This window comes from Polycladidibacter hongkongensis (genome assembly GCF_001561995.1).
Classification (GTDB): Bacteria; Pseudomonadota; Alphaproteobacteria; order Rhizobiales; family Stappiaceae; genus Pseudovibrio; species Pseudovibrio hongkongensis.
Genome location: NZ_LLWC01000022.1, coordinates 301,466 through 317,011 on the forward strand (window position 1 = coordinate 301,466; position 15,546 = coordinate 317,011).

17 protein-coding genes are annotated in these 15,546 nt (G+C 52.5%); 10 read left to right on the top strand and 7 right to left on the bottom strand.

Going from position 1 to position 15,546, the window contains the following annotated elements; genetic code table 11:
• Positions 1 to 7: 7 nt before the first annotated feature.
• On the bottom strand, positions 8 to 493 hold the full coding sequence (locus AYK82_RS09495) for a flagellar basal body-associated FliL family protein (RefSeq protein WP_068314571.1): 486 nt from the start codon (positions 491 to 493) through the stop codon (positions 8 to 10).
• A gap of 316 nt (positions 494 to 809) precedes the next feature.
• Between AYK82_RS09495 and flgF the strand changes: the two genes are divergently transcribed.
• Genes flgF through flgH form a run of 4 tightly spaced genes read left to right on the top strand, consistent with a single transcriptional unit; the run spans position 810 to position 4,065 of the window.
• A complete protein-coding gene (gene flgF, locus AYK82_RS09500; RefSeq protein ID WP_068314574.1) occupies positions 810 to 1,547 on the top strand; it encodes a flagellar basal-body rod protein FlgF in 738 nt (245 codons plus the stop codon).
• 18 nt (positions 1,548 to 1,565) lie between these two features.
• A complete protein-coding gene (gene flgG / locus AYK82_RS09505; protein WP_068314577.1) occupies positions 1,566 to 2,348 on the top strand; it encodes a flagellar basal-body rod protein FlgG in 783 nt (260 codons plus the stop codon).
• A gap of 14 nt (positions 2,349 to 2,362) precedes the next feature.
• Positions 2,363 to 3,328, top strand: a complete 966-nt coding sequence (gene flgA / locus AYK82_RS09510) for a flagellar basal body P-ring formation chaperone FlgA (protein ID WP_068314582.1) — start codon at positions 2,363 to 2,365, stop codon at positions 3,326 to 3,328.
• The gene (gene flgH / locus AYK82_RS09515) at positions 3,325 to 4,065 is read left to right on the top strand and encodes a flagellar basal body L-ring protein FlgH (protein WP_068314583.1); all 741 of its coding nucleotides are present in this window, start codon (positions 3,325 to 3,327) and stop codon (positions 4,063 to 4,065) included. Before flgA ends, flgH begins: the two co-directional genes overlap by 4 nt.
• A 191-nt stretch (positions 4,066 to 4,256) precedes the next feature.
• Here the strand turns inward: flgH and dksA are convergent, their stop codons facing one another.
• Both dksA and AYK82_RS09525 read right to left on the bottom strand, forming a co-directional pair.
• The gene (dksA, locus tag AYK82_RS09520; RefSeq protein ID WP_068314585.1) at positions 4,257 to 4,673 is read right to left on the bottom strand and encodes an RNA polymerase-binding protein DksA; all 417 of its coding nucleotides are present in this window, start codon (positions 4,671 to 4,673) and stop codon (positions 4,257 to 4,259) included.
• A 159-nt stretch (positions 4,674 to 4,832) separates the two neighbouring features.
• The gene (locus AYK82_RS09525) at positions 4,833 to 5,258 is read right to left on the bottom strand and encodes a flagellar assembly protein FliX (protein ID WP_208976449.1); all 426 of its coding nucleotides are present in this window, start codon (positions 5,256 to 5,258) and stop codon (positions 4,833 to 4,835) included.
• 354 nt (positions 5,259 to 5,612) lie between these two features.
• Between AYK82_RS09525 and AYK82_RS09530 the strand changes: the two genes are divergently transcribed.
• The 4 genes from AYK82_RS09530 to AYK82_RS09545 all read left to right on the top strand — a co-directional run bounded on the left by AYK82_RS09530 (position 5,613) and on the right by AYK82_RS09545 (position 8,125).
• Complete coding sequence (locus AYK82_RS09530) at positions 5,613 to 6,740, top strand: flagellar basal body P-ring protein FlgI (protein ID WP_068314586.1); 1,128 nt, start codon at positions 5,613 to 5,615, stop codon at positions 6,738 to 6,740.
• Positions 6,741 to 7,046, top strand: a complete 306-nt coding sequence (locus AYK82_RS09535) for a rod-binding protein (protein WP_082733842.1) — start codon at positions 6,741 to 6,743, stop codon at positions 7,044 to 7,046.
• Positions 7,043 to 7,525, top strand: coding sequence for a hypothetical protein (locus AYK82_RS09540; RefSeq protein ID WP_068314587.1), 483 nt, complete (start codon positions 7,043 to 7,045; stop codon positions 7,523 to 7,525). Before AYK82_RS09535 ends, AYK82_RS09540 begins: the two co-directional genes overlap by 4 nt.
• Before the next feature lie 153 nt (positions 7,526 to 7,678).
• Entirely contained in the window at positions 7,679 to 8,125 is a 447-nt protein-coding gene (locus AYK82_RS09545; protein ID WP_068314590.1) for a hypothetical protein, read from the top strand.
• Between the two features lie 156 nt (positions 8,126 to 8,281).
• Here the strand turns inward: AYK82_RS09545 and AYK82_RS09550 are convergent, their stop codons facing one another.
• Together AYK82_RS09550 and AYK82_RS09555 are read right to left on the bottom strand one after the other, a co-directional pair.
• Complete coding sequence (locus AYK82_RS09550) at positions 8,282 to 9,466, bottom strand: flagellin N-terminal helical domain-containing protein (RefSeq protein ID WP_068314593.1); 1,185 nt, start codon at positions 9,464 to 9,466, stop codon at positions 8,282 to 8,284.
• Positions 9,467 to 9,717: 251 nt separating this feature from the next.
• Positions 9,718 to 10,908, bottom strand: coding sequence for a flagellin N-terminal helical domain-containing protein (locus AYK82_RS09555; protein WP_068314595.1), 1,191 nt, complete (start codon positions 10,906 to 10,908; stop codon positions 9,718 to 9,720).
• A gap of 294 nt (positions 10,909 to 11,202) precedes the next feature.
• On the opposite strand from AYK82_RS09555, the gene AYK82_RS09560 reads away from it, so the two are divergent.
• Both AYK82_RS09560 and flaF read left to right on the top strand, forming a co-directional pair.
• On the top strand, positions 11,203 to 11,634 hold the full coding sequence (locus AYK82_RS09560) for a flagellar biosynthesis repressor FlbT (protein WP_068314597.1): 432 nt from the start codon (positions 11,203 to 11,205) through the stop codon (positions 11,632 to 11,634).
• Complete coding sequence (gene flaF, locus AYK82_RS09565) at positions 11,582 to 11,971, top strand: flagellar biosynthesis regulator FlaF (protein WP_082733843.1); 390 nt, start codon at positions 11,582 to 11,584, stop codon at positions 11,969 to 11,971. Before AYK82_RS09560 ends, flaF begins: the two co-directional genes overlap by 53 nt.
• Before the next feature lie 64 nt (positions 11,972 to 12,035).
• On the opposite strand, the gene AYK82_RS09570 is transcribed toward flaF, so the two are convergent.
• Positions 12,036 to 13,613, bottom strand: coding sequence for a hypothetical protein (locus tag AYK82_RS09570; protein ID WP_068314603.1), 1,578 nt, complete (start codon positions 13,611 to 13,613; stop codon positions 12,036 to 12,038).
• Between the two features lie 21 nt (positions 13,614 to 13,634).
• On the bottom strand, positions 13,635 to 15,494 hold the full coding sequence (gene flgK / locus AYK82_RS09575; protein WP_068314606.1) for a flagellar hook-associated protein FlgK: 1,860 nt from the start codon (positions 15,492 to 15,494) through the stop codon (positions 13,635 to 13,637).
• Positions 15,495 to 15,546 lie beyond the last annotated feature (52 nt).

The following is a 15,546-nucleotide window of genomic DNA, read 5'->3' on the forward strand; positions in this document are numbered from 1 at the left end:
TATAGGACTACTGGATCAGGATTTCTTTGAAGAGCACACCATCCACTTTCGCTGGATGAACCGCCACATTTATTCTACGCAGCAATTGCTCTTTCAAGCGAAACAAACCAGCCGACCCCTCAAGATCGCTTGGCCGCAATTCGCGCAAGTAGATCTGGAAGGCGTCCATAATGCGCGGAAGATATGGCTCGATCTGCTCAACCATCGCATCGCTTTCCACTTCCAGCGCGATCCGCACCTTTAAGTAGGTCGTCCGCCCCTCACTAGAGAGGTTCACCAGCATTTCTGGCAGATCAAAAAACACAACCGGCTTTTGCTCTTGCGCAGGTGCCGCGTCTTCCGTTTGCGGCTCAGCAGAGAAAACACCCATAACATAGGCAAGCCCAACCCCGGTTGTCAGCAGCGCCATCAGCACCGCAGCTACGATCATTGCCTTGCGCCGCCGGTCTAAAGCTGCACCGGTCTCTTCGTTTTGGGGTGTTTCTTCGCTCATGCTTTCAGACCCAGTTCTCGACTTGCGCTCCCCTTAATTGCTTTGGGTAATTATTAGGAAGCTGTTAACCATAGTTACCAAAGTTCCCGCCATTCCCTAGTAGGCAATATCTACCTATCAACAATTTCTAGTAGGCAATTTGCCACTTTCTTTCCGCAGATTAACTAAAAACCTGCCGCAAGAGCAGCGCAATCACGCTTAAATCCCATTTCAGCTAGTTGGCACAATTTTTGCTTAGCTAGTTAGTGACTCGCGGCCACGCCTCTGGGGAGAGGCAAACAAGGCTTAAAGTCATTTTGCTGGGGAGCAAGACACTATGGAAAACGCGCAACTCATCGGGTTGTCACGGCAAGCTGGATTACGACGCCAGCTGGATAACGTCGCGAACAACATTGCGAATATCAACACCACTGGCTTCAAACGCCAGCGGATGCACTTTGAAGAATACTTGATGCCGGTGGCTTCCGCCAACGCCTTCAAGCCGCAAGATAGCCTCTTGTCATATGCACATGACGTGGCGGTCTCGACAGATTTTACCGAGGGTGCCCTGCGCCAGACAGGCAACGCCCTTGACGTTGCTCTGCAAGGACCCGGCTTTTTAAGCGTGCAAAACGCCAATGGCACGTTTTATACCCGCGCAGGCGGGCTGCAATTGGGCCCACAAGGTGAACTCATGACACGCTCTGGCGATTTGATCTTAGTCGATGGTGCCACAATTGAAGTGCAAGAGCAGGACTTCCCGCTCACCATCGCCAAAGACGGCACCCTCGCCACCGCACAAGGCGTCCTCGGCCGCTTGGATATTGTTGAGTTTGATAATCCTCAGGAGCTGGAGCATGTCGGCAACAACCTGCTAAGTGGCAACCTCCCCCGACCAGCAACCTCGACCAAGGTTGAGCAGGGCATGCTGGAATCCTCGAATGTGCAAGGCGTTGAAGAAATGGCCCGCATGATCGAGATCACCCGCATGTACCAAAACGTCACCAAGATGATGTCCAAGCGCGACGAACTGCGCTCTAAGGCCATTCGCGATCTTGGCCGCCTTGAAGCGTAATCCGCAGGAGACACTCGCATGAAAGCTCTTTATATCGCCGCAACCGGCATGAAAGCGCAGGAATTGAATGTGGAGGTTATCTCCAACAACGTGGCCAACATGCGCACCACAGGCTACAAACGCCAGCGGGCAGATTTCCAAGACCTACTCTATGAAAACCAGCGGCGTATGGGCACGGAAACATCGGACACCGGCACCCTTGTGCCCAACGGCATCCAGATTGGTTCCGGCGTTCGCACTGTTGCCACCGCCCGCATCATGACACAAGGCACAGCTAGCCGCACCGGCAAAGAACTGGATGTGGCTGTACGCGGTGAAGGCTTCTTTCAGATCACCACCCCCGATGGCACCACTGCCTACACCCGCGACGGCTCATTCGCCCGCGCTCAGGATGGCAGGCTGGTCACCAACGATGGCTATGCCGTCATGCCAGGCATCACCATCCCAGAAAACTCTCGGGACATTACGATAAATAAGCTTGGCGTCGTGCAAGTGGTCAACGCCGCCGGTCAGGTGCAAAACCTTGGCCAACTCCAACTCGCCTCCTTCATCAACAAAGAAGGACTAGAAGCAATAGGCGACAACCTGTTTCTGGAAACCGCAGCCAGCGGCCAACCTCAGGTCAACACCCCCGGCGCAGAAGGCTACGGGACGTTGCTGCAAGGCCACTTGGAGGCGTCAAATGTCGACGCAGTCACCGAACTGTCGGATTTGATCGCAGCGCAGCGCGCATACGAAATGAATTCCAAAATCGTCAAGGCCGCCGACGAAATGTACGCAACCTCCAACAACATGCGCTAGGGAGGATAGCTAAAATGCGTTTTTCCAACCCTAAGCTGCTGTTATTCGCCGCGCTTCTTTGCCTTGCCCCACAAGCAAAAGCCGAACTGCGCGCCCGTGTTGAGGTTGCAGCCTCCACAGTAACCATTGGTGATTTTTACCGCGAAGCTGGCGAGCTGGCAGATACACCAATCTTTCGCAGCCCCGATTACGGCACAGAAGGAAACGTTCCTGCTATTTTGATTGCCGAGCAAGCGCGCGCCGCAGGTTTCACCGGCGCCACCACTGACGGCCTGCAAAGCGTCACCGTCTACAGAAAAGCTGTCGCAGTGACACAGGAGCTCCTGCACAACACGCTGCAAGACGCACTCGCCGCCCGTATCCCTGCTGGCGAAAAGGCCAAAATTTCTTTCTATGGCACATTACCAAATGCGCTTTATGCCGACGCGCTCACGCCGCAACCGGTTCACATTCGGCAGCTGAATTTCAATGCAGACAATGGTGCCTTTGACGTAACATTCAACATCGCCAATGAAGGCAGTTGGCAACCGCTACGCCTTTCGGGCCGCGTGCAGTTAATGCGCGAGGTCGCCACGCTGGCGCGCCCCCTACGCCGGGGCGACATCATCACCAGTGCCGACATCAAGCACACGCTTATGCCAAAAGCACGCCTTGCCCGGCGCGAACCAATTGCCGCTGATGATCTTATTGGCATGGCCGCAAGGCGCAACCTTCGCGCTGGCACCCTACCAAACAGCCGAGACATTGGCCGCCCGCTCATGGTGGAGCGAGGACAAAAACTGACACTCATCTATCACATTCCCGGTATGCAAATCACCACGCAAGGGCGCGCCCTTATGAATGGCGGCATGGGTGATATGGTAGAGGTTTCCAATCTACGCTCTGGCAAAAAGCTGTTTGCCACAATCACAGGCTCGGGCCGCGCTGTGGTCACCAATGCCGGCAACACACTGGCCAGCTTGCAGGAGCGCCCAAGATGAACATCAAGCACTTCATCCTCATTCCGGCCGTTTGCGCCTCTCTCGCAGCCTGCGCAACAGCAGATCAACTCGCCAACGTGGGTAAACAACCTCCCCTAACCGCAATCAAAGATCCAACCACCACCCCCGGCTATCGTCCTGTGCAGATGCCAATGCCCCCCAAAGAGACCCAGCAATCTAAAGCAAACTCTCTTTGGCGCTCAGGTAATCGCGGGTTCTTTAAGGATCAACGCGCCAAGCGGGTTGGCGACATCGTCACTGTTACTGTGACCATCGCTGACAAAGCCGCCTTCAACAACACCTCCAAGCAATCCCGCGCCGATGCATCGAATGTGGGTGCCAGCGGCGCACTTGGCGCCGCGATCAACACAGTCGCCCTGCCGGCCAGCAGCAACGCCGGCGCCCTTGCAGGGATTGACAGCACCAAAACTTACACCGGCACCGGCTCGATCGACCGCAAGGAAACGCTGGAGACCACGGTCGCCGCCGTTGTCACGCAAGTTTTGCCAAACGGCAATCTCGTGATCGAAGGCCGACAGGAGGTGCGCGTCAACTATGAAGTGCGCGAATTGATTGTCGCCGGTGTGGTACGGCCACAAGACATCTCTGCCAAGAACACCGTGGACAGCAAGAAGATCGCCGAGGCTCGCATAGGCTATGGTGGCCGTGGCCAAATCACCGCCGTTCAGCAGCCTCGTTATGGCTCTCAAGTTCTGGACATCGTGCTGCCGTTCTAGCGGCTCACACCATCCCCGCCGCCTCGCTCCCCAAGCAGACGGCAAAAACGGGTTCGATGCATTGCTCCCCAGCACATCGAACCCGTTTTTTTACGAGCTACATGCTCACCAACCGCACATTTCCCGCCAAACAAACAAAAAAAGGCAGGAGCTCACGCCCCCGCCGACAAAAGACAAAGAGACTATTCTTGTTAGTCGTCGCGGTAAATTTTCTCGCGACGCTCATGCGCTTCCTGCGCCTCAATCGACAAGGTGGCAATCGGCCGCGCATCAAGGCGCTTCAAGCCAATAGGCTCCCCTGTATCCTCGCAATATCCGTAGGATCCATCCTCAATACGTGCAAGCGCTGCATCAATCTTGGAAATCAGCTTCCGTTGACGATCACGCGCACGTAGCTCGATCGCCCGGTCGGTTTCCGAGGATGCCCGATCCGCAAGATCTGGATGGTTTTGGCTTTCTTCCTGCAAGGCAGCAAGGGTTTCCTTGCTTTCCTTCAGGATATCCTCTTTCCATGCAAGCAGCTTAGCACGAAAATACTCTTTCTGCTTGTCATTCATAAAAGGCTCGTCATCTGAAGGACGATAATCAATTGCGACATCAACCGCCATTTGATACTCCGGCTACCTGTGTTGGCGGCTGGAATATAACGACTGTTGAGCAAAACAACAACGCTCAAAATCTATGAAATATATTCAATTAAAAAACGCAGGGTTTCTCTTAGTATTTTGTGCAGACTTTCCATTTTCCTTACCCAAAGGAAAAACAGCTTACTCGGCAAAAATACCTAGCTTGGCCAACTCGATTCTTGCACGCAGCTCAATTTCGTCAATAACCTTGTCCAACGCAGCAACACCGCTTGGTTGACGCATATCAAGTCGCGCTTGAATGGCCTGCAAACGATCGACAGACACACGCCCCATCAACAAGTCCAGCTTCAACGCCTCAAGATTATCAAGAAGCAGGTTACCATGCTGCAGCCCACGACGACGCTCTTGCGTTGCATCGCCCATCTGCTGAACAGAAAGCAACGCATCCACACCTTGCATACTCGCCACGCCAGCCTGCGCCTGCGTTGCAACACTCGCGCTGGCCTCGTCACTTACCTCAGGCGCAAACGCACGATGCGACGAACCCTTGGCCTTTACCTTGCCACTGGCAGCAACACCTGAACTGGACAGACGACGAATTTGCAAAACACTTGCCCTCAAACAGCGGTTGCGCCGTCATAGCGCACCTTAACTCCAATGCACACCAGTAAAGAGACTCACTGCAGCGCAGGCAAAGAGTACCAACCGGGCAACTCTTGCCGCACGCAGTTTTTGCATGGCACATGGACTTTTCCACGTCGCGCTAAATTTTACCGCCCTAAAAGCGTCGCAACTAATAAATTTGGCACAAAACCTCTAAAACATAGGAAAGTTATCAACAGGCGAGATTTTTGGCATGTTTTTCGCTTATTTATAGAAATACTGACGAAGGCGACATAGCCTCGGCTATCTACCTTCACATCAGACAGAATCTGTCGAGCGGCAAGGAACCTGAAAAACATGCAATCCATCACTCGATTGCTAGAACGCACCTTCAAAGCGCTATTGTTGCTTTTGCTGCTACCTTACCTTATTCACCCGGCAAATTCTGCCTCCCGGATCAAGGATATCGCCGATTTTGAAGGCATCCGTGAAAACCAGCTCATTGGCTACGGGCTCGTTGTCGGGCTAAACGGCAGCGGTGACGGGCTCAACAATGCCCCATTCACCCGCCAATCTCTACAAGCCATGCTGGAACGACTTGGCGTAAACACCAACGAGCTGGATCTGAACACCAAGAATGCCGCAGCGGTCATGGTGACAGCCAATCTACCGCCTTTTTCCACACAAGGCAGCCGCATTGATGTGGCGGTCTCCGCCCTTGGCGACGCGAGTTCTCTGCAAGGTGGCACTCTCCTCGTCACCCCGCTCATCGGCGCGAATGGCGAGACCTATGCAATCGCCCAGGGCCCTGTCACTGTTGCGGGCTTTGAGGCCTCCGGCGATGCCGCATCCATCACCCGCGGCGTCCCCACTTCCGGGCGAGTCGCCAATGGTGGCCTTGTTGAGAAGGAAGTAGACTTCAAACTCGCCTCGCTGGACACTCTGCGCATCGCCTTGCGCAATCCGGATCTGACAACCACGCGGCGCGTTGCGCTCGCCATCAACGAGCTTATCGGCCTGCCCACTGCCGAACCGCTAGACTCAGCCACGGTCCGCATCTCTCTCCCGCGGCTTTATGACGGCAATATCGTCGATCTCCTCACAGATATCGAACAGCTGGTTATTGAGCCGGATATGCCCGCCCGCATAGTAATCGACGAAAGCTCCGGCATTATTGTCATGGGTAAAGAGGTCAAAGTCTCCACCGTCGCTGTCGCGCAAGGGAATCTGACTGTCACCATCGCCGAAGCCCCGCAGGTAAGCCAGCCAGATCCGTTTTCACTGGGAGAAACGACACAGGTGCCCCGTACAAATGTGTCGGTCGATGAAGACAACAGCCACCTCGCCATCGTCTCCGAAGCGGTCACCCTTCAACAGCTGGTTGATGGTCTTAACGCGCTTGGCATCAGCCCTCGCGACCTTATCGCGATCTTGCAGGCAATTAAAGCCGCAGGAGCGCTGCAAGCAGAAATTGAGGTACTTTAAATGAACCTGATAGATCTGCAGGCGCAAGCACAAAACATCACTCACTCTAGCCTCAAGAGCGCACCGACAAACAACTTGGACAAGAAAGCCAAGGAATTCGAGGCTGTGTACTTAAATCAGCTGATGCAGTCGATGTTTTCTGGCCTCCAGGAAGGTGGGACTTATGGCTCTGGCCCCGGCTCAGATGCTTGGCGCTCCATGCTGCTGGGTGAATACGCCAATCAACTCGCCCAGTCTGGCGGCATCGGCCTTGCCGAAACAATTAAAGCTCAAATGTTAGAAATTCAGGAAGCCAACCAAGTATGACCGACATCGACGCGCCGCAGCTCGACATCAGCAAGCCGATCACCACAAAAGAGCAGGCCGAGGCTTTCTGCACCAATTTCCAAGACGCCATGGCAGATCTGGTTACGGTGATAGAAAAAGAAACCGAACTCCTTCGCGAAGGCAAGCTTTCCAGCCTCCCGGAGGTTGGACCAGAAAAATCAGCTGCTGTAGAACGCTACATGGCCACCATTCAACACGCCAGCGACAACGCCGTTGCACTGGGCAACCTCGCCCCGGATCTAGTCGAGGACATGCGCCACCGCCATGGCCGCTTGCATCCGCTGCTACAAACAAATTTGCAGGTGGTCAGCACTGCGCGGGCTGTTACCGATACCGTCATCGATAGTGTCGCCTCTGCTGTTGGCGCTACTTTAAAGCCAAAAACCTACGATGCCGGAGGTTCTCGCAGCGCCCCGCAACAAGCAGCGCGCGGCATTGCTGTAAACAAATCCCTGTAATTCGTAGGGCAAACCTACGAGTTTACTCAATACTAGTTAAAATCACCTCCTTTTTAACTCCCAGATTCAGTTGGGTAATACTTAACAATACCCATAACAACTGCTATACTGCCTTAAGTTTAAAATTTGTTCGGGCACACCAAGAGGCATTCCATGGAAATCACAGGGGTACGTTCACCCGCCGCTCCCGGCACACAATGGGCAGAAACACAACAGCAGCAAGTGGCAAGCGGCACAGAACTTGCCGATGCCAAAGCCGTAACCGCAACAGCTGACGGCACCTCTTCAGGCGGAGCAGATGAGAAAAGCTTTGCATCTGACAGCCGTAAAGGCGCCGAGGCCGCGCTTGCTGCAAAAGACGCCGAGCAGGTCAAGATCGTACGCGAGCTTTCTTACGATAAGGAAATCCGCGAGATGGTCTACCGCTTGAAGTCCGATCCCGGCGATGAAGTCATTTTCGAGATCCCGTCGGAAGCCTCTCGCCGCATCCGTGGGTTCTTGGACCAATTGATCACTCTGCAAGAAAAGGGCATGCTCGGCAACAAAGCAGAAGAATCTGCATCTGGCACAGATAAAGCCCAAAATTCAAAAGGCGCTTGATTACACTAATCAACACTGCAAAAACCCCGCACAAGGCGGGGTTTTTTATTTTGCAAAAGTGACAAGCCGCTAGATAATCAATGTATGGCCGCACACCCAAACAAGAAAAGGGCGCAGCAGCTACTGCGCCCAATCTGCATCTGAATACTGAAGCACTTAACGGATAAGCTGCAACACACTCTGGTTTGCACGCGCAGCAAGGGCCAGCGTGGAAGTAGCCAGCTGTTGCTGCGTCTGCAGCGCTGCAAGGTTCGCACCTTCGCGGTTGGTATCCGCAAGGGTCAGCTTACCAGCGCCAACTTCCAGTGTGTTGATCATGTCCGCAGTGAAGTTCTTGCGGTTCTTAACAACCGACAGGTTGGTACCAAAGGTAGAAGCTTGTGCACGCAGAGCATCCTGAGCTGCCTTGATTTCCGTCAAGGAGCTGTCGATACCGCTGTCAGTATCCCACGCACCTGCCTTCACCCCTATGGTTGTAGCTGCAGTTAAATCGCTTCCGTCCGCCGAATCCCCACTGTCATTGTCAGTATAGGAAATAGCAAGCTTCGCTCCAACGGAACCGGTAATGGTTTTAGCTGTCGCATCCAATTTGAAGTCAGAACCACTTACTTCCTTCATTTTCGCAGTCAAATCATTGAGTGTGCTATCAGCGGTGATTTCAAGCTCTGCAGTTTTTGCATCATCGCCCTCACCAAAGGTAAGCTTAATCGAGTCACCGGCAGCGAGCTTGTCAAGACTAGCCAACTTGGTATCACCGTCGGTAATTGTACCCTCAAGTGTCGCAGAGAAATCGCCGTTCTTTGCAATTTCCAAACTACCCAACTTCAGGTCGCCGTCTTCCTTGCCAAGATCGGTAAAATCAACAGACTGAATCTCCAACTTAGACGTACCATCTTCGTTGAACTTAACAGTAAGGTCGTTGCCATCACCGCCAAGGAGGTTCTTGCCTTTGTATCCAGAGTCTTTAGCCAAGTCTTGGATCTGTGTCCGCAGATCGTTAAATTCTTTTGCGTATTTATTACGCTGGCTCACATCTTCTGTCTGAAGGGCCTGATTAGCCTTACCTTTGGCCGCATCAATCAACTTGGAGATCGCTTTGATGCCCTTGTCAGCTGCGGTCAGAGTAGAAACAGACTGGCCCATGTCATCCTGAAGATTAGACAGGTCAGAAGCGCGGTTATTCAAAGACGCTGCAGTGAAGTAGGAGTTTGGGTTGTCCAGCGCAGAGTTTACCTTCTTGCCGGTGGACAGGCGCTCTTGCGTTGAGCTAATCAGCGTAGCGGTCGACTGTAAAGTAGACAGGTTAGAGCGCACCGCAGCGGTAAGTGTAATATCAGCCATAACATGGTCCTTTTCTAGGATTTTCAGTCAGCTTTCTAGCTGACCGCGCCTTTAACAAGGCTCCTTAAAAAGGTAATTCAATCAACCAGAATAATACAGCCACCACTTCATGTACAAATGCACTGGGGATTACCAAGTATAAGTATTTGTAAAATATATTAGATTAATTTGTTGTATTCAGCATACTATTTCTCAAGCGAAAAAGGGCGCAGCAAATGCCGCGCCCTGAATTGCAGAAAATGCCGTTGAACTTAACGGATAAGCTGCAACACACTCTGGTTTGCACGAGCGGCAAGGGCCAGCGTGGATGTTGCCAGCTGCTGCTGGGTTTGCAGCGCTGCAAGGTTTGCACCTTCCTTGTTGGTATCTGCAAGGGTCAGCTTACCAGCACCAACTTCCAGAGTGTTGATCATGTCCGCAGTAAAATTCTTACGGTTTTGAACAACGGAAAGATTGGTACCAAAAGTAGACGCCTGCGCACGCAAAGAATCCTGCGCAGTTTTCAAGGTTTCCAAAGAAGCCTCAATACCTGCGTCTTCACTCCAGCCATTTTTTACAAGACCAGTGGTTGTATCGCCAGTACTCAATTCACCGCCAGTTTCGCCACCACTACTTGCCTCATAGCTAAAGGTGAGATCGTCGGCGACCTTACCACTTAACGTTTTAGCGGTACCGTCAATCGTAAAGTCTTCACCCGTCACTTCTTTAATTGCAGCAGCCAGATCACCAACTGTATTGTCCGCAGTGATCTCCAGCTCTTTGGTTTTGGCATCATCACCACTACCATACTTGATGGTGATTTTGCCGCCCGCCGCGTAGTTATCTAAAGTATCGAGCTTTGTAGCGGCTTCAAAAGTGCCAGAACCTAAAGTCATCGCACCAGAAGTAAAGTCGCCCTTTTCGAGCTGCTGTACGGCGCCCAGTTTCAGGTCACTGTCAGCGGCTGAAAGATCCGTAAAGTCGACAGATTTGATATCCAGCTTCGAAGTACCATCTTCGTTAAATTTTACTTTTAGGTCGTTACCATCCCCGCCGAGCAAGTTTTTGCCCTTGTAGCCGGAATCTTTCGCCAAATCTTGGATCTGTGTGCGCAGATCATTAAACTCTTTCGAGTACTTCGCACGCTGCTCTTTGTCTTCGCTCTGCAGCGCTTGGTTTGCCTTACCTTTCGCCGCATCGACCAGCTTGGAGATTGCTTTAATCCCTTTGTCAGCAGCGGTTAGGGTAGAAACAGACTGGCCCATGTCATCTTGAAGATTGGACAGGTCAGAAGCGCGGTTATTCAAAGATGCCGCGGTAAAGTAGGAGTTTGGGTTGTCCAGCGCGGAGTTAACCTTCATACCGGTGGACAGACGCTCTTGCGTCGAGCTGATCATGCTAGCAGTAGACTGCAAGGTAGACAGGTTGTTTCGCACCGCAGCAGTGAGTGTAATGTCAGCCATAATGTGTTCCTTTCTAGGAGTGTTACTTCAGCCGTTCTGGCAGAATCGCTTCAACTTTCGGAAGCAACTTCATAATCATGCATCTTACATTATTTGTAAATATGCATTCAGGATAAAATATAATTGTATCCACTTCCGCCGACAAAGGTGAAACACGCCTTCCTTTGCCTACCTAGAAAAAGACGGGGGTAACTGATCAGTATTGCTTTTCTAAGCAAAAACAACTCTTCATCCCTCGCCAGCATCAGCCTATGCTGCTGGCCAAGACCCAGTACCCATGCGAGAAAGGTGTTTATGGCCCTGAAGGTAGAGCTAAAACCCGGAGAGCAGGTCATCATTGGCCAGTCGGTTGTCAGCAATGGCGGCAAGACCAGAGCACGCCTGATCATTGAAGGCGATGCACCTATCTTGCGCAGCAAAGACATCATGCCCGCAGATACGGCCTCCTCCCCTGCATCTCGCATTTATCTTGCCGTACAGACCATGTATCTGGCAGGTTCCGCAGATGAAATGCAGCCGCTATATGTGGATCTCACAAATCAAATCGTCAAAGCCGCACCAAGCACGCTGGGGTACGTGACAGAAATTTCCAGCCACATTCTCGCAGGAAATTTTTACGGCGCCCTCAAGCAGGCGCAAAAACTAATTGAATACGAAAGGACCTTGATCGGTCATGTATCAGCAAGCAACCCAAGCCTATCAAAAAACAGCCACAACGGCGACTGATCCACGCGCACTTGAGGCGGAACTATTGATGAAGGCCGCCGCCCGCTTGACCCTCCTAAGAAACAACTGGGAGGAAACCTCTATTGATGAGCGCAGTGATATCCTCACCTACAATAGGACGGCTTGGACGTTGCTTGCAACAGAGGCAACAGCAGAAGAGAGCGAGCTGCCGCTCGAGATACAGAACAATATCGCCAACCTCGCGCTATTCACCTTTAACCAGACCATGGAGCTTCTGGCTGCAGAAAACGGTGAAGAGCTGGAAACACTGATCAACATCAACAAGGCTATTGCTGCCGGCCTGCGCGGGCAAACTGAAAGCCCAGTTAGCGAATAATCCAACTTTGCATGCTAATAAGGGGCCCAGCAGAACGGGCCCCAGTTCGAAGATAAGCAGTCACTTAGCTTCGCAGATAATTGTGCAAATTCAGATTGAGAATTGAAGAGGTCATCTTGTAAGAGGCCTGCAGATTATTCAGCATTTCACTGAGTTGCACCGCTACTTCCATTTTATCGACGTTTTCTATCTTCTGCTGTAAGTTAAGATAGGATTGCGTCCGCTGTTTCAGCCGCGTTTCAGCAGATTGAATAGTGGTGCGCGCCACCGATATCTCCGTGGCAACGGAGCGCACACCGGAGATCTTGGACTCTGCAACAGACAAGTTTCGATCAGTCTCTGAAGCAAGCGCATTGTAATACTGCTCTGCTCGCGCTTCGGAGCCCTTATCCCCTTCCACATCCGCGGTAAAATCTGCTGCGACAAACACACTGAGATTCTTGAGTTGTCGCGCGAACGGCTCCTCATTCGCACGCGCGCCAAACTGCACGGTCAAATGCTTGTCAACATGCACTTCCTTGTCAGAGCGCGGCGTGCCCGGCCCATCATATCCAGTGTACCAAGGCATGACTTTTGATCCAGCAGCTTCATATCCGCTCGCATCCGCCTTGGGCAAGCGCGGCTCTTGCGGGCTACGCGACTTGTCGTATAGGCCGAAAAACTCGTCACCCGCCTGGCTATCCGCCGCCGCTTTCAACTCGGTCGCCCCGACCTGTTTTAGGGTTTTTTCTAATAAATCGGCAATGTTCTGCGCTGTTTCCTTGCGCGCCTGTAATGGATCAGCTGCTTTGGATATGGCAAAGGACCCATACCCGTTCGCGCGCCCGTCAGCCGCCTCCAGCTTGACGGTCGTCCTTTTACCATTCGGCAAGGCCACATCAAAAGCGACAAAGTCTCCAGCCTTTACAGTACCAGTCACATCAACACTGGCCTTCGCCGGAACTGGCGCCATTGGATCAGTCAGATCCGCAGCACTAAAAGCGGTGGCAAACCCAGAGCCAAAACTATTAGCTCCAACAATTTGATAGCCAAAAGGCCCGGTTGAGTTTTGCGCCACTGTTGCCCGCGCCGCAGCGCCGGAAACATCACTAGACACCGTTGTACGCCCACTACCATCAGCGCCAAGATGCGCATCCTCATAGGATGCCATCATCTGCTTCAGGCCAATTTTACCCGCTGTACCGTCCATGATCTTTTCAAAACTGGCAACAGGAGCATCTACAGCATTCTTACCACCATACAGATAATAGCCACCAACATTGGTATTAAGCTGGCTGATCGTTTCCAGCGTCATGATACGTGTGGTTGCCTGCGAGGTGGTCTCGCCCTCTGTAGTCAACTGATAGTTATTCGGGTTGATCGCAGTTACCGCGTCCGAACGCAGTTTTTCCATCTGCTCTAGCGTCTTACCAAGTTGCTCAATCTGCAATCCTGCGTTTGTCGCTGCCTCTAGATGCGCATTGGCAACAGTCACCTCCTGTTGCATTTTCAAACTGGTGATGCGCTCCTCGCCAAGACCGGCGTAGGTCTGAGAAACCTTGCCAGTGGTGAACTGGATGGTTTTTTCATCAAGTTGATTTTTTTGGGTTAGCAACAAGCTGGAAAGAAAAGCGCCACTACCGGAAATACTTGGAATACTCATGTCTTACCTCCAAAGCCGCAGCTAGCGCACTGCCTGCATAAGCTGGTCAAACAATTTATTGCTCACGTCAAGCACCCGTGCATTGGCAGCAAAAGCATTTTGTAGCTCCATAAGATTTACCAGTTCGGTGTCCACGTCGACCTTATAGCTCATCTCATATGCTTTTTTTGCTACATTCATTCCGCTTTCACTTGCTGTTTTCTGTGCGTTCACCTGAGAAGTCAATTGCCCTTGGCGCGCGATCACCTGATTGGCAAAGTCGGAAATCGTCCCGGAATATGGCGCTTCCCGCGAGCCGATTCCCGTACCACTGGAGTAATGAAAGCGCGCGGTGCTGAGGGAATCCTTTAAGAAGAGCGCGCGCGCACTGTCAAAGCCACTGCCATCCTTGTCCATCCCCGATAGCAAAGCAGGATTGCGCACCAATTGATCATTAACAGTAATACGATGCGCAAAACCTGTTTTCTGCCCACCTTCTTCCAATGCGCCGGTAAACGGTATACCGCCATGCTCAGAATCGACAAACATCGGCAGCGCCAATCCATCTTGCGTCGTGATAGTGCGCGTATTGGTTGCCACTGCATTATCCAACTTCACGCTTGTTTTGGTCGGGTCTGCTAGAATTTTAACAGCGCCCCCACCCGCGTCGCTCACCTCAAAACTCGCGCCAAGCGCCGTACCAATCTGTGTTGCCAAATCTGGCGCACTATCAGAAAGGTCAAGTCCATAGACAAGATCACCTCCCTTGGCTGTAGCCTCACCAGCTAACGGCAATAGTGCAGGGTCCTTCACCGCAATAAATGAAAGCTCGCGCTTGGCACCGCTTGCATCCACAAAGGACAACTCTAACTTATCGCCTGAAGATTTTATTCCGCTCAAGTTTACTGCTAAGCCAGTTTTTTCAGGTGGTGTCAGGCCATCATCTGCAGCGGCGCCCTTAGCCTCCTCGCGCGAAAGCGCAAGTGCCATCTGACTTGCAAGCTCATCAAGCCGCGTCTGCGCTTCAGGCAAATCACTGTCTCGAACCTTCAAGCTCGCGCCAATCGTCCCACCACGAAAATCCGCTGGTTGCAAGGTGCTGCGCTGACCACTTGGCGTAACAATTTCCACCGGGTTGCCTTCAACACCTGCCCCAAGCGTCGGCGAATTGACAAAAGACAGTTGCGCAGGCTTCACATCATAAAGCGTCATACCGGAGACGGTGGAAATCCGCAGCTCGCCATCGTTATCGCGATGAACGTTAATGTCCAGATATTTGGAGAGCTCTTCCAACTTCATGTCCATCTGGTCATCAAGCGCGGCAACAGAAATGCCCTTCGCGCGCTCAGACACAATGTCCTTCTCAAGCGAGCTCACTTCCCTAAGCAGATTATTGACCCGGTCAACGTCTTCGGTGATACCGGTTTCGGTTTCTCGCCGCAGCGCCTGCACATACTCCGCACCGGCGTTCAATTCCGAAGCCAAAGTCCGTGCATGGCTCACCACATTTGCCTGCGCACTCGGCGAAGCCGGGTCCGACACCAGCTTAATCAACGAACCATTCAAGTTATTGACGAGGCTGGGCAACCCATTTTTGTCGTTCAGCTGCCCGAAGTAACTATCCAGCCGCCCCGCATAGACGGCCCGCTTCTCGGCAAAATTTGCCTCGCTAGATTTCTGCCAATAGGTGTCGCGAAGCATTTGATCGACATTGCGCTGCACCAGCGAAGTCCGCACAGAAGAGGACGAGCCACTGTCGCCCAGCGTCTCGGCAACTTCCATACTCTTACGCGTATAGCCAGCCTGTCCGGCATTCGCGATGTTTTGCGAAGTCACGGCAAGCCGCGACTGCGTTGCCTTCAACCCCGCAAATGCATTTGTTATCGCCGAACCCAGACTCATACCATCACCTCTTAAAAGCAGACTGCAGCAGCGACAGCCTGCCTGTCAATTC